The following is a 20,284-nucleotide window of genomic DNA, read 5'->3' on the forward strand; positions in this document are numbered from 1 at the left end:
GCGAAACGCAGGCCGTCGTCCATCGCGATCGGCGCAATCAGGGTAACAACCATCTTGATGTTGTCGCCCGGCATGACCATCTCTACGCCTTCCGGCAGTTCGATGGTACCGGTCACGTCGGTAGTACGGAAGTAGAACTGCGGACGGTAGCCCTTGAAGAACGGAGTGTGACGACCACCTTCTTCTTTGGACAGCACGTACACTTCGGATTCGAACTTGGTGTGCGGCTTGATGGTGCCCGGCTTGGCCAGTACCTGACCACGCTCTACGTCTTCACGCTTCACGCCACGCAGCAGCGCGCCAACGTTCTCACCTGCACGACCTTCGTCCAGCAGTTTGCGGAACATTTCAACGCCGGTACAGGTGGTCTTGGTGGTATCTTTGATACCAACGATTTCCACTTCTTCACCAACCTTGACGATACCGCGCTCTACACGACCGGTAACTACGGTACCACGGCCTGCGATGGAGAAGACGTCTTCGATCGGCATCAGGAACGGCTGGTCGATGGCACGCTCCGGCTCCGGAATGTAGGTGTCCAGGTGGCCAGCCAGTTCCAGGATCTTCTCTTCCCACTGAGCTTCGCCTTCCAGCGCTTTCAGTGCGGAACCACGGACTACCGGCAGGTCATCACCCGGGAAGTCGTACTCGGACAGCAGTTCGCGAACTTCCATCTCGACCAGTTCCAGCAGCTCTTCGTCATCTACCATGTCGCACTTGTTCATGAACACGATGATGTACGGAACGCCTACCTGACGACCCAGCAGGATGTGCTCACGAGTCTGCGGCATCGGGCCGTCAGTCGCTGCTACTACCAGGATTGCGCCGTCCATCTGGGCAGCACCGGTGATCATGTTTTTAACGTAGTCGGCGTGACCCGGGCAATCTACGTGAGCGTAGTGGCGGGTAGCAGTGTCGTATTCTACGTGGGAGGTGTTGATGGTGATACCACGCTCACGCTCTTCCGGTGCCTTGTCGATCTGGTCGAAGGCGAAAGCTTTACCACCGAAGTGCTTGGCCAGCACGTTGGTGATGGCGGCGGTCAGGGTGGTTTTACCGTGGTCAACGTGGCCGATGGTGCCGACGTTTACGTGCGGTTTATTACGCTCAAATTTTTCTTTAGACACGACGTAGTCCTTCTAGGTTAAACCCGCCTACCGTCGTAGGCGGGGAATCTTAAATTACTTGGATTTGCGCTCTTCGATCACGGCCTGGGCGACGTTGGTCGGGGCATCGTGATACTTGGCGAATTCCATGGCGTAGGAAGCACGACCCTGGGTAGCAGAACGCAGGGAGGTGGCGTAACCGAACATTTCGGCCAGCGGCACCAGCGCACGTACGATCTTGCCGGACGGGCCATCTTCCATGCCTTCGATCAGGCCGCGACGACGGTTCAGGTCACCGATCACGTCGCCCATGTAGTCTTCCGGAGTCTCGACTTCGACCTTCATGATCGGTTCGAGCAGTACCGGGTTGGCCTTCATGAAGCCAGCCTTGAACGCCAGAGAAGCAGCGATCTTGAACGCCAGTTCGGAAGAGTCGACATCGTGGTAGGAACCGAAGTGCAGACGCACACCCAGATCCATTACCGGATAGCCTGCCAGCGGGCCGGACTTCAGCTGCTCGCGGATACCCTTGTCAACACCCGGGATGAATTCGCCCGGAATCACGCCACCCTTGATGTCGTTGACGAATTCGTAGGCTTTGCCTTCTTCCAGCGGGTACATGTCGATAACGACGTGACCGTACTGACCACGACCACCGGACTGCTTGGCATGCTTGCCTTCGATGTCCTTGACGGTGTTGCGGATGGTTTCACGGTAGGCAACCTGCGGCTTACCTACGTTGGCTTCTACCTTGAACTCGCGACGCATACGGTCAACGATGATGTCCAGGTGCAGCTCACCCATACCGGCGATGATGGTTTGACCAGATTCTTCGTCGGTCCATACGCGGAAGGACGGATCTTCCTGAGCCAGACGGCCCAGAGCCAGACCCATCTTCTCCTGGTCAGCCTTGGATTTCGGCTCAACGGCGATGGAGATTACCGGCTCCGGGAACTCCATACGCTCCAGGATGATCGGTGCGCTTTCGTCACACAGGGTATCACCGGTGGTGACGTCCTTCAGGCCGATGGCAGCAGCGATGTCGCCTGCGCGAACTTCTTTGATCTCTTCACGCTTGTTGGCATGCATCTGAACGATACGGCCGAAACGCTCGCGCTTCTCTTTAACGGAGTTCAGCACGGAGTCACCGGAGTTGACCACACCGGAGTAAACACGGAAGAAGGTCAGGTTGCCCACGAACGGGTCGGTAGCAATCTTGAATGCCAGAGCAGAGAACGGCTCGTCATCGGAAGCGTGACGCTCGTCCTTGGTCTCGCCATCCAGCTTCAGACCGTCGATAGCAGCAACGTCGGTCGGAGCCGGCAGGTACTCGACCACGGCATCCAGCATGGCCTGTACGCCCTTGTTCTTGAACGCGGAGCCACAGGTAACCAGGATGATTTCGTTGTTCAGAACACGCTGACGCAGAGCTTTCTTGATCTCTTCTTCAGTCAGTTCTTCACCACCCAGGTATTTTTCCATCAGGTCTTCAGACGCTTCAGCAGCGGCTTCAACCAGGTTCATGCGCATTTCTTGCGCCTGTTCCAGCAGCTCGGCCGGGACGTCTTCGTAGTCGAAGGATACGCCCTGGTCAGCTTCGCTCCAGTTGATGGCTTTCATCTTGACCAGGTCGATAACGCCCTTGAAGTTCTCTTCGGAACCGATGTTCAGTTGCAGAGGAACCGGGTTACCTTTCAGACGGGTCTTGATGTGCTCAACGCAGCGCAGGAAGTTAGCACCGGTACGGTCCATCTTGTTGACGAACGCGATACGGGGAACCTTGTACTTGTTAGCCTGACGCCATACGGTTTCAGACTGGGGCTGTACGCCACCTACGGCACAGTACACCATCACGGCGCCATCCAGAACACGCATGGAACGCTCTACTTCGATAGTAAAGTCAACGTGGCCCGGGGTATCGATGATGTTGATACGGTGCGGTTGGAACTGTTTACCCATACCGGACCAGAAAGCGGTGGTCGCGGCGGAGGTGATGGTGATACCACGCTCTTGTTCCTGTTCCATCCAGTCCATGGTGGCGGCGCCATCGTGAACTTCACCGATCTTGTGACTTACACCGGTGTAAAACAGAACGCGCTCGGTAGTAGTAGTCTTACCGGCGTCGATGTGAGCGGAGATACCGATATTACGATAACGCTCAATGGGGGTTGTACGAGCCATTGTCATCCTCTTACTAGGGCGCTTGTCCCCAGATAATTAAAGGTGCGCAGAGTCATAAGACCCTGCGCAAGCGGATTACCAGCGGAAGTGAGCGAAGGCCTTGTTCGCTTCAGCCATACGGTGAACGTCTTCACGTTTCTTGACAGACGAACCCTTATTGTCAGCGGCATCCAGCAGCTCGCCAGCCAAACGCTGAGCCATTGATTTTTCACCACGTTTACGAGCGGCATCAACCAACCAGCGCATTGCCAGAGCATTGCGACGTACCGGACGAACTTCTACCGGCACCTGATAGGTTGCACCACCGACGCGACGAGATTTAACCTCGACCGCCGGACGAATGTTGTCCAGAGCGACTTCGAACAGGGCCAGGTGCTCTTTGCCAGATTTGGTGGCAATGATGTCCAGGGCGCCATAAACGATGGCTTCTGCAACAGATTTCTTACCGTCAACCATTACTACGTTGACAAATTTAGCCAGCAGCTCAGATCCGAACTTGGGATCCGGCAGGATTTTACGCTGACCAACAACACGACGTCTTGGCATTTCAAATTCTCCGTAACTTCAGGGGTTACCCAAAACTAGAAAGTTATCTAACTAGAAACGAATTAACGTTTGGCCTTACTTAACGGAGAACCATTAAGCTTTCGGACGCTTCACGCCGTACTTGGAGCGAGCCTGCTTACGGTCTTTAACACCGGCACAGTCCAACGCACCACGAACGGTGTGATAACGAACACCTGGCAAGTCTTTTACACGACCGCCACGGATCAGAACAACAGAGTGCTCTTGCAGGTTGTGACCTTCACCACCGATGTAGGAGGTGACTTCGAAGCCGTTGGTCAGACGTACACGGCATACTTTACGCAGTGCAGAGTTAGGCTTCTTCGGGGTGGTGGTGTATACACGGGTGCATACGCCACGCTTCTGAGGGCACGCTTCCAGCGCCGGCACGTTGCTTTTCACAACGAGCTTGATGCGTGGCTTGCGAACCAACTGGTTAATAGTTGCCATCAAAAGGCTCCTGATAATGACTTCATAAACGTGTGAAAAATCCTCCCCGCAGATACGGGGACGCGAAATTTTATGCCCTGTTGTCTGGGGAGTCAAGATTTATACAATTTGCACACCGAAATGGCAAATGACAGTCGAATGACATTATGTTAAGCAACTGAGATAAAAAGGAAAAACAAGCCTAACCGCCCCAGGTCTGCGGTGATCCGTGCTCGACGATCAACCTGATCAAACCCGGCATATCGAGTTCCATCCCGATCCCGGATGACAAGCCTCTCGCTTGCAGGTCTTCCTTCATGACGTACAGGGGGACCTCTGCCAAGCGCTCGCACCACCCGGGGGCAGCCGCCGCCATCACGGCATCCTGCATCAACACCACCAGATCCCCTTCCATGCGGTAACGCAACGCCAACTCGAGATCCTGGCTCATGAAGGGAGAGTTCAATATCAGCTGTATCACGGACACCTCAGAAGCAGATGTGGGTGGTGAAACCCGCCCAGCTACGGCGAATTTCCGCAGGAGAGAGCGGAATCACTGGGATTAGCAGATCCGCCGCCGTCAGTCCTCGCTCAGCCAGTGACACCGCACAGACATAGATCTCTTCGATGTCATACAGTTCCAGCATCTTGAAGGTCGGGGCGTAGTGACGCTGCAATATAGCGTGTGGTGATTGCTCCCTCACCAGTTGCATCACGCCATCACCCACCAGAAAGAGTGCCAGGGACTCCGTCAATGCAGAGGTGGCCAGCAGAGCATCCAGCCCCTCCCGACCACTCGCCGAACCATGGGGACCACGCCGTGAGATAAACGCTATTCTGGTCATTTTGTCCCCCTAGAACTGAACGAAGCGATCAGCGGTCAGTGCGGCTTCCGCCAACTGACCGAGCCCGCTCAGGCAGAATGGCGCTTCCAGATTGAAATGCTCCCGTCCCATTCCCTTGGCCTCCTGCTCATCCAGCACGCCACGGCGCATGGCCGCAGCCACACACACATCGATGCGGATACCCTGCTGGATGGCCAACTCGCGCCACAATGCCACCAGGTCGGTCTCATCGCTGGCTGGCGCATGGAGGCCATTGGCATTGCACACCCCCTCCTGATAGAAGAAGAGGTGGGACAAGCGGTGTCCCTGCTCGACCAGACTCAGGGCAAAACGATAGGCCGTGCTGGCCGTCTGGGTGCCATAGGCGGGCCCGGTGACCAGCAGAGCAAAATTCAGACTCATGATCGCACTCCTGCACAGCGGTGTATCCATTCTACCTCACAGACGCAAAAGCCCCTCCTGGGAGGGGCTTTTCCAATGAAACAGGCTCAGACGTAAGCGATGGCTTCGACTTCGACCAGCACATCCTTGGGCAGACGAGCAACTTCCACGCAGGAACGTGCCGGGGCGGACTCGCCAAAGTAGCGGGCATACACCTGGTTGAAGGCCACAAAGTTGTTCATGTCACTCAGGAAGCAAGTGGTCTTCAGCACCTTGCTGGTATCGGCCCCTGCGGCTTTCAAGACTGCGACCAGATTCTTCATCACCTGCTCTGCCTGAGCCTCGATGCCACCGGCAACGATGTCCATGGTGGCCGGATCGAGCGGGATCTGCCCGGAGGTAAAGACCAGCTCACCCAGCTTGGTAGCCTGGACATAAGGGCCAATTGCGGCAGGCGCCTTGTCGGTTGCAATCACTTCTTTAGCCATTGTTATCTATCCCCTATCTATGGCGCTTACTCGCTCTCTTCTTCACCCTGCTTGCGCTGTCGGATGTAGAGATACACGGTATGTTTGGAAATATTCAGCTTGTCGGCGACCAGGTTGATCGAGTCCTTGATATCAAATATGCCCTTCTCGAACAACTGGGTCACGATAAAACGGTTCTTGGCATTGTTGGCCACGGAGGGATCACGATTGATCTCGTCGATGGTGTTGTCCACCGTCTGGGCAACCAGCTCTTCGACGCTGTTGGCGAAGGTCTCCGGCGATTGCCGCTCCACCTGCTGTGGTGTCGGGAAGAATTCGGCCACGAACTCGTGGAAAGGCGCATTGATGTGCAAATTGATGCAGATAAGGCCGATCACCTGCTTGTCGCGGTTACGGATGGCGATGGTGCTCGACTTCATCAAGGCACCGGTCCGACTGCGGGCAAAATAACTCTGGGTGTGATCCTGACCCGTGCTCTCGATGTCCTTGAGCATCCGCAGGGCGAGATCGGTGATCGGCGCCCCCAGAGTTCGACCCGTATTGAAACCATTCGCGATTTGGATCACGGACTCATGCAGATTTTCCAGGGAGTGGAGCACCACCTCGCAGTGCTTGCCGAACAGATCGGCCAGGCCTTCGATAAGGCCCCCATATGAACGCAACAGCTCCCTGTCTTCGTCTGTAAAAGCGCGACCGCTCAGTTGCTCTTCGGGAAGCAGTACTTCCTCGATACCGACAGCCATGTTCTACCCCTGTAATACCCATTCAACTTTCCCGAGTTTTCAGTTGCGACGGGGCAATGTCAACTTTTTTTGATTTTTTGCTCTATAACCTTGCACTGGATCATCCCCCTGCCCCAGCCCAGTGCACGCTGGGCGCCGGATGGGAAATAAAAAAAGGGCCCCTAGAAGGGGCCCTTTTCGATCACTGCAGCGGAAGATTACTCTTCGTCAAAACTGCCGGCTGCGTTGAGCAGATCCGCCAGGTTTTGCTGAGCTTCATCGGCAGTCACCTGCGGCACACCGACAGCACGGGCTGCGGCGGCACGCTGGTTGATGCGGCTGTGGTGGTAGGCAAAGCCGGTACCAGCCGGGATCAGACGACCCACGATCACGTTCTCTTTCAAGCCGCGCAGTTCATCACGCTTGCCACCAACGGCTGCTTCGGTCAGCACGCGGGTGGTCTCCTGGAAGGAAGCCGCGGAGATGAAGGACTCGGTGCTCAGAGATGCCTTGGTAATACCCATCAGGATATGACGGTAGGTAGCCGGGGTCTTCCCTTCGGCAACCAGTTTACGGTTGGCAATCTTCACACGGGCCACTTCAACCTGTTCACCTTCGATCAGGTCGGTGTCGCCAGCGCTCAGGATCTCGCACTTGCGAAGCATCTGACGCACGATGACTTCGATGTGCTTGTCGTTGATCTTAACGCCTTGCAGACGGTAAACGTCCTGCACTTCGTTGGCGATGTAGTTGGCGACCGGGCTGATACCGCGCAGACGCAGGATGTCGTGAGCAGATTCGGGACCGTCCGCCAGCACTTCACCCTTCTCAACTTTTTCACCTTCGAACACGTTGAGGTGACGCCATTTCGGAATCATCTCTTCATAGATCTCGCCACCATCGGTCGGGGTGATGACCAGACGACGCTTGCCCTTGGTCTCTTTCCCGAAGGAGATGGTACCGGAGATCTCGGCCAGGATGGCCGGCTCTTTCGGCTGACGTGCTTCGAACAGATCCGCAACGCGCGGCAGACCACCGGTGATGTCCTTGGTACCACTGGACTCTTGCGGGATACGCGCAACCGCGTCACCCACGCCCACGTTGGCACCATCTTCCAGGTTCACGATCGCCTTGCCCGGCAGGAAGTACTGGGCGGGAACGTCGGTGCCCGGGATCATCACATCCTTGCCATTCAGATCGACCAGTTTCACGGTCGGACGCATCTCTTTACCGGCGCTCGGACGCTCGTTGACATCCAGTACGACGATGGAAGAGAGGCCGGTCAGCTCGTCGGTCTGACGAGTGATGGTCACACCGTCGATCATGTGTTCGAAGTGCAGGCGACCCGCCACTTCGGTGATGATCGGGTGGGTGTGCGGGTCCCAGTTCGCGACGGTATCACCGGCGTTCACCGCTTCGCCATCCTTCACTTCCAGCACGGAACCGTAAGGCAGCTTGTGGCTTTCCTTGGTACGGCCCATCTCGTCCATGATGGTCAGCTCGGTAGAACGGGAGGTGATAACCAGCTTGTCAGAGTTGTTCAGAACGAACTTGGCGTTCTGCAACTTGATGCTACCGGTGTTCTTCACCTGGATGCTGCTCTCGGCAGCCGCTCGGGATGCGGCACCACCGATGTGGAAGGTACGCATCGTCAGCTGGGTGCCCGGTTCACCGATGGACTGAGCGGCGATAACACCGACAGCCTCACCCTTGTTAACCAGGTGACCACGGGCCAGATCACGGCCGTAGCAGTGAGCACAGTTACCGAAATCGGTCTCACAGGTGATGGCAGAACGTACCTTCACGCGGTCGACGGAGTTGCGCTCCAGCAGGTCACACAGCTGCTCGTCGAGCAGGGTGTTGCGCGCTACCAGCACTTCATCCTCGGTACCCGGCTTGATCACGTCTTCGGCCACCACACGACCCAACACGCGCTCACGCAGCGGCTCGACCACGTCGCCACCCTCGATCAGCGGAGTCATCCACAGACCGTCGGTAGTGCCGCAATCGTCCTCGGTGATCACCATGTCCTGGGCCACGTCAACCAGACGACGGGTCAGGTAACCGGAGTTCGCTGTCTTCAGTGCGGTATCCGCCAGACCTTTACGAGCACCGTGAGTGGAGATGAAGTACTGCAGTACGTTCAGACCTTCACGGAAGTTCGCCACGATCGGCGTTTCGATGATGGAGCCATCCGGCTTCGCCATCAGGCCACGCATACCGGCCAGCTGACGGATCTGGGCGGCGGAGCCCCGCGCACCAGAGTCGGCCATCATGAAGATGCTGTTGAAGGAGGCTTGCTCTTCCTCATCGCCCAGGGAGTTGACGTTACGCTCCTTGGAAAGGTTGTCCATCATGGCCTTGGAGACGCGATCGTTCGCGCTGGCCCAGATATCGATAACCTTGTTGTAACGTTCGCCCGCGGTCACCAGACCGGACAGGAACTGGTCCTGGATCTCGGCGACTTCGGCTTCTGCAGCAGCGATGATGTCTTTCTTGGCATCCGGGATGACCATGTCATCGATACCAACAGAGGCACCGGACAGGGCCGCGTAGTGGAAACCGGTATACATCAGCTGGTCAGCGAAGATGACGGTATCCTTCAGGCCCTGCTTGCGATAGCAGGTGTTCAGCAGACGGGAAATGAGCTTTTTGCCCAGCGCCTTGTTGGAGACGCACTTGATCCAGTTCTGCGGGTTGGCGTCCAGGTCAGCCTGCTCTGCAGCAGTCAGTACCTTGGGCTCGTCAATCAGCGCGTACTCCATGCCTTTGGGCAGGATCAGGCTCAGGATCGCACGACCAACGGTGGTGTTCTTCATCTCGGTCTTGGCAACCAGTTCACCGGCTTCGTTCTTCACGTACTCGGTGATGCGGCACTTGACGCGAGCATGCAGGTCGGCCAGGCCGGCACGGTAGACCTTCTCGGCCTCTTTCGGGCCGGACAGCACCATACCTTCACCCTTCGCATTGATGCGGGCGCGGGTCATGTAGTACAGACCCAAGACCACGTCCTGGGAAGGAACGATGATCGGCTCACCGGAGGCAGGCGACAGGATGTTGTTGGTGGACATCATCAGGGCACGCGCTTCCAGCTGGGCTTCCAGGGTCAGCGGTACGTGGACCGCCATCTGGTCACCGTCGAAGTCCGCGTTATAGGCGGCACAGACGAGCGGGTGCAGCTGGATGGCCTTGCCTTCGATCAGGGTCGGTTCAAACGCCTGGATACCCAGACGGTGCAGGGTCGGCGCACGGTTCAGCAGAACCGGGTGTTCGCGGATCACTTCGTCCAAGATGTCCCAGACGACGGCTTCTTCGCGCTCCACCATCTTCTTGGCGGCCTTGATCGTGGTCGCCAGACCGCGGGACTCCAGCTTGCCGTAGATGAAGGGCTTGAACAGCTCAAGTGCCATCTTCTTCGGCAGACCGCACTGATGCAGACGCAGGGTCGGACCTACGGTGATAACGGAACGACCAGAGTAGTCGACACGCTTACCCAGCAGGTTCTGACGGAAACGACCTTGCTTACCCTTGATCATGTCGGCCAGGGATTTCAGCGGGCGCTTGTTGGAACCGGTGATGGCACGACCACGACGGCCGTTGTCCAGCAGGGCATCCACGGACTCTTGCAGCATGCGCTTTTCGTTGCGCACGATGATGTCAGGCGCAGCCAGATCCAGCAGACGCTTCAAGCGGTTGTTACGGTTGATCACGCGACGGTACAGATCGTTCAGATCGGAGGTCGCGAAACGACCGCCGTCCAGCGGTACCAGCGGACGCAGGTCCGGCGGCAGCACGGGCAGCACTGTCATGATCATCCACTCCGGCTTGTTGCCGGATTGCAGGAAGGCTTCCATCAGCTTCAGACGCTTGGTGGTCTTCTTGCGCTTGGTCTCGGAGTTGGTCTGATCCAGCTCCTCACGCATGGCTTTGACTTCGCCTTCCAGATCGATGGCGCGCAGCAGAGCCAGAATGGCCTCGGCACCCATCTTGGCGTCGAATTCGTCACCCCACTCTTCCAGTGCGTCCAGATAGTTCTCTTCGGAGAGCATCTGGCTGCGCTCGAGGTTGGTCATGCCGGGTTCGATCACTACATAGGATTCGAAATACAGCACGCGCTCGATGTCACGCAGGGTCATGTCCAGCAGCAGACCGATACGGGACGGCAGGGACTTCAGGAACCAGATGTGGGCAGTCGGGCTGGCCAGCTCGATGTGGCCCATGCGCTCACGACGGACCTTGGTCTGGGTCACTTCTACACCGCACTTCTCGCAGATCACACCACGGTGTTTCAGGCGCTTGTACTTGCCGCACAGACACTCGTAGTCCTTCACCGGTCCGAAGATACGGGCGCAGAACAGACCATCACGCTCCGGCTTGAAAGTCCGGTAGTTGATGGTCTCAGGCTTTTTGACCTCACCGAATGACCAGGAGCGGATCATGTCAGGAGAGGCCAGACCGATCTTGATACTGTCAAACTCTTCGGTCTTGGTCTGAGCCTTCAAAAACTTGAGTAAGTCTTTCACGTGTTTCCCCTGTCAGGAGTCTAACCTCGGCGCCCCGGCTGCCAAAACAGCGGGGCGCCCACGTCAATTCTCGAACAATAAGAGCGAGCTCTTACTCTTCGTCCAGCTCGATGTTGATACCCAGAGAGCGGATTTCCTTCAGCAATACGTTGAAGGATTCGGGCATGCCCGGCTCCATACGGTGGTCGCCATCCACGATGTTCTTGTACATCTTGGTACGGCCGTTCACATCGTCAGACTTGACGGTCAGCATTTCCTGCAGGGTATATGCCGCACCGTAAGCCTCCAGGGCCCACACTTCCATCTCACCGAACCGCTGACCACCGAACTGCGCCTTACCACCCAGCGGCTGCTGGGTAACCAGGCTGTAGGAACCGGTAGAACGCGCGTGCATCTTGTCGTCTACCAGGTGGTTCAGCTTCAGCATGTACATGTAACCCACGGTGACCTTGCGCTCGAAGGCGTTACCGGTACGACCGTCGAACAGGGAGATCTGACCGGATTCCGGCAGATCGGCCAGCTTCAGCAAGGCTTTGATTTCGCGCTCTTTGGCACCATCAAAGACAGGTGTAGCCACCGGCAGCCCCTTACGCAGGTTACCCACCAGGGTACGCACGTCGTCGTCAGACAGTTCGGCAATGTTCACTTGCTGGGAGTCCTTCTCGCCCAAGTCATAGACCTGTTGCAGGAACTCGCGCATCTCGTGCAGCTCGCGCTGTTCTTTGATCATGCGGTCGATCTTCTCGCCGATGCCCTTGGCCGCGAGGCCCAGGTGCACTTCGAGGATCTGACCGATGTTCATACGAGACGGTACACCCAGCGGGTTCAGTACGATGTCGACCGGACGGCCGTACTCGTCATGGGGCATATCCTCGACCGGACAGATCTTGGAGATAACACCCTTGTTACCGTGACGGCCCGCCATCTTGTCACCCGGCTGGATGCGACGCTTGACGGCCAGATAGACCTTGACGATCTTCAGTACGCCCGGCGCCAGGTCATCGCCCTGGATGATCTTGCGACGCTTGTTCTCGAATTTCTTGTCGAACTCGGCCTTCAGCTCAACGTGCTGTTCAGCGATCTGCTCCAGCTCGATTTGCTTGGCTTCATCTTCGATGGCCAGCTCAAACCACTTGGAACGATCGAGCTTGTTCAGACGATCTTCGCTGTAACCGGCGGCCAGCAGCAGGTTGCGGGAACGGCCGAAAATGCCGTCTTCCAGGATCTTGAACTCTTCGGTCAAGTCCTTCTTCGCTTCCTTCAGCTGCATCTCTTCGATTTCTTTGGCGCGCTTGTCTTTTTCCACGCCATCGCGGGTAAAGACTTGCACGTCAACCACGGTACCGTACACACCGTTCGGCACTCGCAGAGAAGAGTCCTTCACGTCAGACGCCTTCTCACCGAAGATGGCGCGCAGCAGCTTCTCTTCCGGGGTCAGCTGGGTTTCACCTTTCGGAGTCACCTTGCCGACCAGAATGTCGCCGCCCTTCACTTCGGCACCCACGTAGACGATACCGGACTCGTCCAGCTTGGACAGAGCGGCTTCACCCACGTTCGGGATGTCAGCAGTGATCTCTTCCGGACCCAGCTTGGTGTCACGGGAGATACAGGCCAGTTCCTGGATGTGAATGGTGGTCAGGCGATCTTCCTGAACAACACGCTCGTTCACCAGGATCGAGTCTTCGAAGTTGTAACCGTTCCACGGCATGAACGCGACGCGCAGGTTCTGACCCAGCGCCAGTTCACCGAGATCGGTGGACGGGCCGTCAGCCAGTACGTCGCCAGCCATCACCGGCTCACCCAACATCACGCACGGACGCTGGTTGATACAGGTGTTCTGGTTGGAACGGGTGTATTTGGTCAGGCTGTAGATGTCGATGCCGGCTTCGCCAGGCAGCAGCTCATCTTCGTTGACCTTGATAACGATACGGGAGGCATCGACATAGTCGATCATGCCGCCACGCTTGGCCACTACGGTCACACCGGAGTCAACGGCCACTGCGCGTTCCATACCGGTACCAACCAGCGGCTTGTCGGCGCGCAGGGTCGGTACAGCCTGACGTTGCATGTTTGAACCCATCAATGCGCGGTTCGCGTCATCGTGTTCCAGGAACGGGATCAGGGCCGCTGCCACAGAGACGATCTGTTGCGGGCTCACGTCCATGTACTGGATCTGGTCGGCATTCATAAAGGTGGATTCACCTTTGTGACGGCACGGGATCAATTCATCTTTCAGACGGCCATCTTCGGTGGTCGCGGCGTTGGCCTGTGCGATCACGTACTTGCCTTCTTCAATCGCAGACAGGTAATCCACTTCGTCGGTGATCACACCGTCGATCACCTTGCGGTACGGGGTTTCGAGGAAACCGTACTCGTTGGTGCGGGAATACACGGACAGCGAGTTGATCAGACCGATGTTCGGACCTTCCGGCGTTTCGATGGGGCACAGACGACCGTAGTGGGTCGGGTGTACGTCTCGAACTTCGAAACCGGCACGCTCACGGGTCAGACCGCCCGGGCCCAGCGCGGAGATACGGCGCTTGTGGGTCACTTCGGACAGCGGGTTGTTCTGGTCCATGAACTGGGACAGCTGGCTGGAACCGAAGAACTCTTTGACCGCGGCGGAGATCGGCTTGGCGTTGATCAGATCCTGCGGCATCAGGGTGTCCAGATCGCCCAGAGACAGGCGCTCCTTCACCGCACGCTCGACACGGACCAGACCAACACGGAACTGGTTCTCGGCCATTTCACCGACGGAACGGATACGACGGTTACCAAGGTGGTCGATATCGTCCACTTCGTCGTTACCGTTACGGATATCGATCAGGCGCTTCATGACCTCGACGATATCGTCCTTGGTCAGCACGCCAACGCCAGTCTCGTCTTCACGACCCAAACGGCGGTTGAACTTCATCCGACCTACGGTAGACAGGTCGTAACGCTCGGAAGAGAAGAACAGGTTCTCGAACAGCTGCTCGGCCGCTTCACGAGTGGGCGGCTCGCCCGGACGCATCATGCGATAGATCTCGACCAGGGCTTCCAGGCGGCTGGAGCTGGAGTCGATACGCAGGGTCTCGGACATGTAGGCACCGTGATCCAGTTCGTTGGTGAACAGAACCTCGAAATGCTTGAAGCCGGCTTGGGACAGGTTGGCAACCGCTTCCAGGCTCAGCGCCTGGTTGGCAGTGACAACCATCTCACCAGTCTGCGGGTGCGCGTAGTTCTTGGCAGCAACTTTGCCAACAACATACTCTACCGGCACCTCGATCTGGGTGATGCCGTCTTTTTCCAGCTGACGGATGTGACGTGCAGTGACACGACGACCGGTTTCAACCACCACGGCGCCATTGGCAATGATGTCGAAGGTCGCGGTCTCGCCACGCAGGCGCTCGGGCACCAGATCCATCATCAACTTGCCATCCTTGACTTCGAAACCGATGGTCTCGAAGAAGGTGGCCAGGATTTCTTCGGAACTGAAGTCCAGAGCCCGCAGAATAATGGAGGCTGGCAGTTTACGACGACGGTCGATACGGACAAACAGGTTGTCTTTCGCATCGAACTCGAAGTCCAGCCAGGAGCCACGGTAGGGGATAACGCGAGCGTTATAAAGCACCTTACCGGATGAATGTGTTTTGCCTTTATCGTGGTCGAAGAAGACCCCCGGGCTGCGGTGCAGCTGGGAGACGATGACCCGCTCGGTACCATTGATGACAAAGGTGCCGTTTTCGGTCATGAGCGGAATTTCGCCCATGTAAACTTCTTGTTCCTTGATGTCTTTGACGGTGCCGGCAGCTGCTTCACGGTCGTACAGAACCATACGAAGCTTGACACGCAGCGGCGCGGAGTAGGTCACTCCACGGATCTGGCATTCTTTTACGTCAAATACCGGCTCACCCAGGCGATAGCTGACATACTGAAGCTCAGCACTACCGGAGTAACTGGTGATCGGGAAAACGCTACGGAAGGCGGCTTCTAGGCCGTACTCACCTTCCGGGTCAGCCTCGATGAACTGCTTGAAGGAGTCCAGCTGAATGGACAACAGATAAGGCGTGTCCAGTACCTGGTCTCGCTTACCGAAGTCCTTACGTATGCGTTTTTTTTCGGTATAAGAGTAAACCATAGGGTTCCTCAGCTCGCTGATAAGTGACCCACTCTGTCCCCACGGGACAGCTCTGTCTCAACACCGTTTTGTGTTGGCCCGGACGATGAGGCGGTCCGGATTGCTGGTGCACCGAGAGTCGTGAACGGTGTGAAATACTCTCAGTCTACAGCGCAAAAAGGCTGGTGAATAAAGATTCACCAGCCTTAGCCTGTTTTATCAGGCTAATCTACATAAATGCAGATTATTTGATCTCAACAGAAGCACCGGCAGCTTCCAGCTCTTTCTTCAGAGCTTCAGCTTCGTCCTTGGACACGGCTTCTTTCAGATTGGTCGGAGCAGCTTCTACCAGGTCCTTGGCTTCTTTCAGGCCCAGACCGGTAGCGCCACGAACGGCCTTGATGACGGCAACTTTGTTGGCGCCAGCAGCAGTCAGAACTACGTCGAACTCGGTCTTCTCTTCTACTGCTTCAGCAGCAGCCGGGCCGGCCATGACGGCAGCAGCGGCAGAAACACCGAACTTCTCTTCCATAGCTTCGATCAGCTCAACAACTTCCATTACGGACATGGAAGCAACGGCTTCGATGATTTGGTCTTTAGTGATAGACATGACAAAAATTCCTGATGTTGAATAAACTCAAACAGCCTAGATAGGCGAGAATCAAGCAGCAGCTTGTTTCTGGTCGCGAACAGCAGCGATAGTACGAACCAGCTTGCCAGCAGAGGCTTCCTTCATGGTAGCCATCAACTTCGCAATTGCTTCTTCGTAAGTCGGCAGCGTGGCCAGACGATCAATTTGTGCTGCGGCGATAAACTCACCGTTAAAAGCGCCAGCCTTGATTTCGAACTTTTGGTTCGCTTTGGCAAACTCTTTGAACAGACGAGCGGCAGCGCCCGGGTGTTCGTTAGAGAAAGCAATCAAGGTAGGACCGGTAAATGCGTCGTTCAGGCACTCGTATTCGGTACCTTCTACCGCGCGACGCAGCAGGGTGTTACGCACAACGCGCATGTACACACCGGCTTCACGAGCGGTCTTACGCAGGACGGTCATCTTGTCTACAGTGACACCGCGAGAATCGGCTACAACTGCAGAAAGAGCGCCTTTGGCAGCTTCGTTGACTTCAGCAACAATTGCCTTTTTGTCTTCGAGTCCCAATGCCATTGGCTTAACTCCTGGATTGAATCCGGGTCTGTTGACCCAGTACTGACACATCCCCCCTACCTTTACAACAGAGGGGAACGATGCGGTAGCAGGATTCCAGAAGAGAAAGAATCTTTCTCGCTGGGTTTCCGGCACCGTCTACGCAGGAAGAATTAAGGCTTTGCGGCCTCCTGCGGTCTTGGACGGAGGTCGAAACCCCCAACCAATCAAGGCGCAAAATTATAGATTAAATTTTGCGCCTTGTAAAACCCATCAATTAGGCCTGAGCTTCCAGAGAAGCTTGGTCTACGGCAACACCGGCACCCATGGTGGTGGAGATGCTGACTTTCTTGATGAATACACCCTTGGCGGAGGACGGCTTGGCCTTCTTCAAGGCAACCAGCAGAGCTTCCAGGTTCTCTTTCAACTGAACTTCGTTGAAGGAAACTTTGCCCAGGGTGGTGTGAATGATACCGTTCTTGTCGTTACGGTAACGAACCTGACCAGCCTTGGCGTTCTTGACGGCTTCGGCTACGTTCGGAGTGACGGTACCCACTTTCGGGTTCGGCATCAGACCGCGCGGGCCCAGGATTTGACCCAGTTGACCAACAACACGCATGGCATCCGGGGATGCGATGACGACGTCGAAGTTCATCTCGCCTTTCTTGACCAGCTCGGCCAGGTCGTCCATACCAACCAGTTCAGCACCGGCAGCCTTGGCGGCTTCGGCATTGGCACCCTGGGTGAACACGGCGACACGGATGTCACGACCGGTACCGTGCGGCAGTACAGTTGCACCACGTACGTTCTGGTCGGATTTACGAGCATCGATACCCAGGTTAACGGCAACGTCAACGCTTTCAACGAACTTGGCGGTAGCCAGTTCTTTCAGCAGGGCAATGGCTTCGTTGATGGAGTACTCTTTGGTACCGTCAACTTTTTCGCGAATAACGCGCATACGCTTGGACAGTTTAGCCATTGTCTTACTCCTCCACTACCAGGCCCATGGAACGAGCGGAACCGGCGATGCAACGTACTTTTGCATCCAGATCGGCACCAGTCATATCCGGCTCTTTGGTCTTGGCGATTTCTTGCAGCTGAGCCACAGTCACCTTACCAACCTTGTCTTTGTTCGGCTTGGCGGAACCAGACTGGATACCAGCGGCTTTCTTCAGCAGGAAGGAAGCGGGCGGAGTCTTGGTTTCGAAGGTGAAGGAACGGTCGCTGTAAACGGTGATCACGACCGGAGTCGGAGAACCTTTTTCCAGCTTTTCTGTACGGGCGTTGAATGCCTTACAGAATTCCATGATGTTCACACCGTGCTGACCCAGAGCAGGACCAACGGGAGGGCTGGGGTTAGCACTGCCAGCCTTAACTTGCAGCTTGATATAAGCTGTGACTTTCTTAGCCATTACAAAAATACCTCAAAAATGGGTTCTAACGCCTCGGAGACATGCTCCTGCAAACGGCTCCCCAACAAATAAAGGGGCAGCGAATTATAGAGATAATCGCTGCCCCTGACAACCGTTAAACGTACAGAGATTAATCAGCCTTTTTCGACCTGACCAAAATCCAGTTCTACCGGCGTTGAACGGCCGAAGATCAGTACGGAGACCTTCACGCGGCTCTTTTCGTAGTCCACCTCTTCAACGGTACCGTTGAAGTCGGCGAACGGACCATCGGCAACCCGGACCATCTCACCCGGTTCAAACAGGGTTTTCGGACGCGGCTTGTCGTGGGCATCTTGCAGACGATTGAGGATGGCATCCGCTTCCTTATCGGAGATAGGAGCAGGGCGATCGGAGGTACCGCCGATGAAACCCATGACGCGCGGTACATTGCGTACCAGATGCCATGTGGTTTCATCCATCACCATCTGGACCAGGACGTATCCCGGGAAAAATTTGCGCTCACTCTTGCGCTTCTGGCCAGCACGCATCTCGACCACTTCTTCGGTCGGGACCAGCACTTCACCAAACAGCTCTTCCATGCCATGCATCTTGATATGTTCACGCAGGGATTTGGCAACACGGCCTTCGTAGCCGGAAAATGCCTGCACGACATACCATCTCATACGCTGTTCACGTTGTTCAGTCATGGCTTATCCTTACACACCGGTAATCAGGTTGACCAACCAGACCAAGGCGCCGTCCAACACGAACAGCAGCAGCCCCATCACGGCAGTCACCGCCAGCACAATCAGGGTTGTCTGAATGGCTTCCTGACGGGTCGGCCATACGACCTTGCGGACTTCCAAGCGAGACTCACGGGCAAACGCCAGTGTTGCCTTGCCCTTGGTGGTTTGCAGGGCCACTGCACCGGCAGCGGCGATGACAACGACCACACCCAGGGCGCGGACGGCAGCAATAACGTCGCTCAGCAGGTAATTGCCCACTACAGCGGCCGCCAGGATGATGAAAACCAGGCCCCAAAGCAGGGTATCCTTGCTTCCGCCCTGACCCTCAGAACTAACACTCATACAACCCACCTGTATCTGACGTAACCAAAGACACAAAAGCCCCGTACGAGACGAGGTATATGGCAGGGGCGGCAGGACTCGAACCCGCAACCATCGGTTTTGGAGACCGCTGTTCTACCAATTCGAACTACGCCCCTGCATAAGAAAGCCCCTATTATAGGGGCTTTGCTTTATTTATGTAAGCCAAGATTAAGCGATAACTTTGGCTACAACACCAGCACCTACGGTACGGCCACCTTCACGGATAGCGAAACGCAGGCCGTCGTCCATCGCGATCGGCGCAATCAGGGTAACAACCATCTTGATGTTGTCGCCCGGCATGACCATCTCTACGCCTTCCGGCAGTTCGATGGTACCGGTCACGTCGGTAGTACGGAAGTAGAACTGCGGACGGTAGCCCTTGAAGAACGGAGTGTGACGACCACCTTCTTCTTTGGACAGCACGTACACTTCGGATTCGAACTTGGTGTGCGGCTTGATGGTGCCCGGCTTGGCCAGTACCTGACCACGCTCTACGTCTTCACGCTTCACGCCACGCAGCAGCGCGCCAACGTTCTCACCTGCACGACCTTCGTCCAGCAGTTTGCGGAACATTTCAACGCCGGTACAGGTGGTCTTGGTGGTATCTTTGATACCAACGATTTCCACTTCTTCACCAACCTTGACGATACCGCGCTCTACACGACCGGTAACTACGGTACCACGGCCTGCGATGGAGAAGACGTCTTCGATCGGCATCAGGAACGGCTGGTCGATGGCACGCTCCGGCTCCGGAATGTAGGTGTCCAGGTGGCCAGCCAGTTCCAGGATCTTCTCTTCCCACTGAGCTTCGCCTTCCAGCGCTTTCAGTGCGGAACCACGGACTACCGGCAGGTCATCACCCGGGAAGTCGTACTCGGACAGCAGTTCGCGAACTTCCATCTCGACCAGTTCCAGCAGCTCTTCGTCATCTACCATGTCGCACTTGTTCATGAACACGATGATGTACGGAACGCCTACCTGACGACCCAGCAGGATGTGCTCACGAGTCTGCGGCATCGGGCCGTCAGTCGCTGCTACTACCAGGATTGCGCCGTCCATCTGGGCAGCACCGGTGATCATGTTTTTAACGTAGTCGGCGTGACCCGGGCAATCTACGTGAGCGTAGTGGCGGGTAGCAGTGTCGTATTCTACGTGGGAGGTGTTGATGGTGATACCACGCTCACGCTCTTCCGGTGCCTTGTCGATCTGGTCGAAGGCGAAAGCTTTACCACCGAAGTGCTTGGCCAGCACGTTGGTGATGGCGGCGGTCAGGGTGGTTTTACCGTGGTCAACGTGGCCGATGGT

Annotated in this window: 18 protein-coding genes and 1 tRNA gene; all 19 read right to left on the bottom strand. The window is 56.4% G+C overall.

Features of this window, described 5'->3' with window-relative positions:
- On the bottom strand, positions 1-1,127 hold a 1,127-nt coding region (gene tuf / locus AB5Y50_RS15980), incomplete at its 3' end, for an elongation factor Tu (protein WP_319882522.1).
- 54 nt (positions 1,128-1,181) lie between these two features.
- On the bottom strand, positions 1,182-3,287 hold the full coding sequence (fusA, locus tag AB5Y50_RS15985) for an elongation factor G (RefSeq protein WP_010675948.1): 2,106 nt from the start codon (positions 3,285-3,287) through the stop codon (positions 1,182-1,184).
- A gap of 75 nt (positions 3,288-3,362) precedes the next feature.
- A complete protein-coding gene (rpsG, locus tag AB5Y50_RS15990) occupies positions 3,363-3,833 on the bottom strand; it encodes a 30S ribosomal protein S7 (protein ID WP_010675949.1) in 471 nt (156 codons plus the stop codon).
- Between the two features lie 93 nt (positions 3,834-3,926).
- On the bottom strand, positions 3,927-4,301 hold the full coding sequence (gene rpsL, locus AB5Y50_RS15995; RefSeq protein WP_005306278.1) for a 30S ribosomal protein S12: 375 nt from the start codon (positions 4,299-4,301) through the stop codon (positions 3,927-3,929).
- 181 nt (positions 4,302-4,482) lie between these two features.
- Positions 4,483-4,761, bottom strand: a complete 279-nt coding sequence (tusB, locus tag AB5Y50_RS16000; protein WP_069784984.1) for a sulfurtransferase complex subunit TusB — start codon at positions 4,759-4,761, stop codon at positions 4,483-4,485.
- Positions 4,762-4,768: 7 nt separating this feature from the next.
- Positions 4,769-5,125 (bottom strand): sulfurtransferase complex subunit TusC, encoded by a 357-nt coding sequence (gene tusC / locus AB5Y50_RS16005; protein ID WP_029314860.1) that lies wholly within the window; start codon positions 5,123-5,125, stop codon positions 4,769-4,771.
- A 9-nt stretch (positions 5,126-5,134) separates the two neighbouring features.
- Positions 5,135-5,527 carry a sulfurtransferase complex subunit TusD gene (gene tusD, locus AB5Y50_RS16010; RefSeq protein WP_010675952.1) on the bottom strand — a complete coding sequence of 131 codons (393 nt, stop codon included), beginning with the start codon at positions 5,525-5,527 and terminating at the stop codon, positions 5,135-5,137.
- 86 nt (positions 5,528-5,613) lie between these two features.
- Positions 5,614-5,994, bottom strand: coding sequence for a RidA family protein (locus tag AB5Y50_RS16015; RefSeq protein WP_010675953.1), 381 nt, complete (start codon positions 5,992-5,994; stop codon positions 5,614-5,616).
- 26 nt (positions 5,995-6,020) lie between these two features.
- Positions 6,021-6,737, bottom strand: coding sequence for a transcriptional regulator (locus AB5Y50_RS16020; protein WP_010675954.1), 717 nt, complete (start codon positions 6,735-6,737; stop codon positions 6,021-6,023).
- 197 nt (positions 6,738-6,934) lie between these two features.
- Positions 6,935-11,239 (bottom strand): DNA-directed RNA polymerase subunit beta', encoded by a 4,305-nt coding sequence (rpoC, locus tag AB5Y50_RS16025; protein WP_010675955.1) that lies wholly within the window; start codon positions 11,237-11,239, stop codon positions 6,935-6,937.
- Between the two features lie 91 nt (positions 11,240-11,330).
- A complete protein-coding gene (gene rpoB / locus AB5Y50_RS16030; protein ID WP_010675956.1) occupies positions 11,331-15,359 on the bottom strand; it encodes a DNA-directed RNA polymerase subunit beta in 4,029 nt (1,342 codons plus the stop codon).
- Between the two features lie 223 nt (positions 15,360-15,582).
- Positions 15,583-15,948 carry a 50S ribosomal protein L7/L12 gene (gene rplL, locus AB5Y50_RS16035; RefSeq protein WP_010675957.1) on the bottom strand — a complete coding sequence of 122 codons (366 nt, stop codon included), beginning with the start codon at positions 15,946-15,948 and terminating at the stop codon, positions 15,583-15,585.
- A 51-nt stretch (positions 15,949-15,999) separates the two neighbouring features.
- Positions 16,000-16,500 carry a 50S ribosomal protein L10 gene (gene rplJ, locus AB5Y50_RS16040; protein WP_005339895.1) on the bottom strand — a complete coding sequence of 167 codons (501 nt, stop codon included), beginning with the start codon at positions 16,498-16,500 and terminating at the stop codon, positions 16,000-16,002.
- Between the two features lie 256 nt (positions 16,501-16,756).
- On the bottom strand, positions 16,757-17,458 hold the full coding sequence (gene rplA, locus AB5Y50_RS16045; RefSeq protein ID WP_010675958.1) for a 50S ribosomal protein L1: 702 nt from the start codon (positions 17,456-17,458) through the stop codon (positions 16,757-16,759).
- Positions 17,459-17,462: 4 nt separating this feature from the next.
- Positions 17,463-17,891 (bottom strand): 50S ribosomal protein L11, encoded by a 429-nt coding sequence (gene rplK, locus AB5Y50_RS16050; RefSeq protein WP_005306313.1) that lies wholly within the window; start codon positions 17,889-17,891, stop codon positions 17,463-17,465.
- 134 nt (positions 17,892-18,025) lie between these two features.
- Positions 18,026-18,577 carry a transcription termination/antitermination protein NusG gene (gene nusG, locus AB5Y50_RS16055; RefSeq protein ID WP_010675959.1) on the bottom strand — a complete coding sequence of 184 codons (552 nt, stop codon included), beginning with the start codon at positions 18,575-18,577 and terminating at the stop codon, positions 18,026-18,028.
- Positions 18,578-18,586: 9 nt separating this feature from the next.
- On the bottom strand, positions 18,587-18,958 hold the full coding sequence (gene secE, locus AB5Y50_RS16060; protein ID WP_010675960.1) for a preprotein translocase subunit SecE: 372 nt from the start codon (positions 18,956-18,958) through the stop codon (positions 18,587-18,589).
- A 60-nt stretch (positions 18,959-19,018) separates the two neighbouring features.
- A tRNA-Trp gene (locus AB5Y50_RS16065) sits at positions 19,019-19,095 on the bottom strand.
- Between the two features lie 52 nt (positions 19,096-19,147).
- Positions 19,148-20,284, bottom strand: a 1,137-nt coding sequence (tuf, locus tag AB5Y50_RS16070; RefSeq protein ID WP_017788708.1) for an elongation factor Tu, incomplete at its 5' end; no start/stop codon positions are given.

Origin of the sequence: Aeromonas sp. s6 (assembly GCF_040907815.1) — a bacterium.
GTDB lineage: Bacteria > Pseudomonadota > Gammaproteobacteria > Enterobacterales > Aeromonadaceae > Aeromonas > Aeromonas caviae.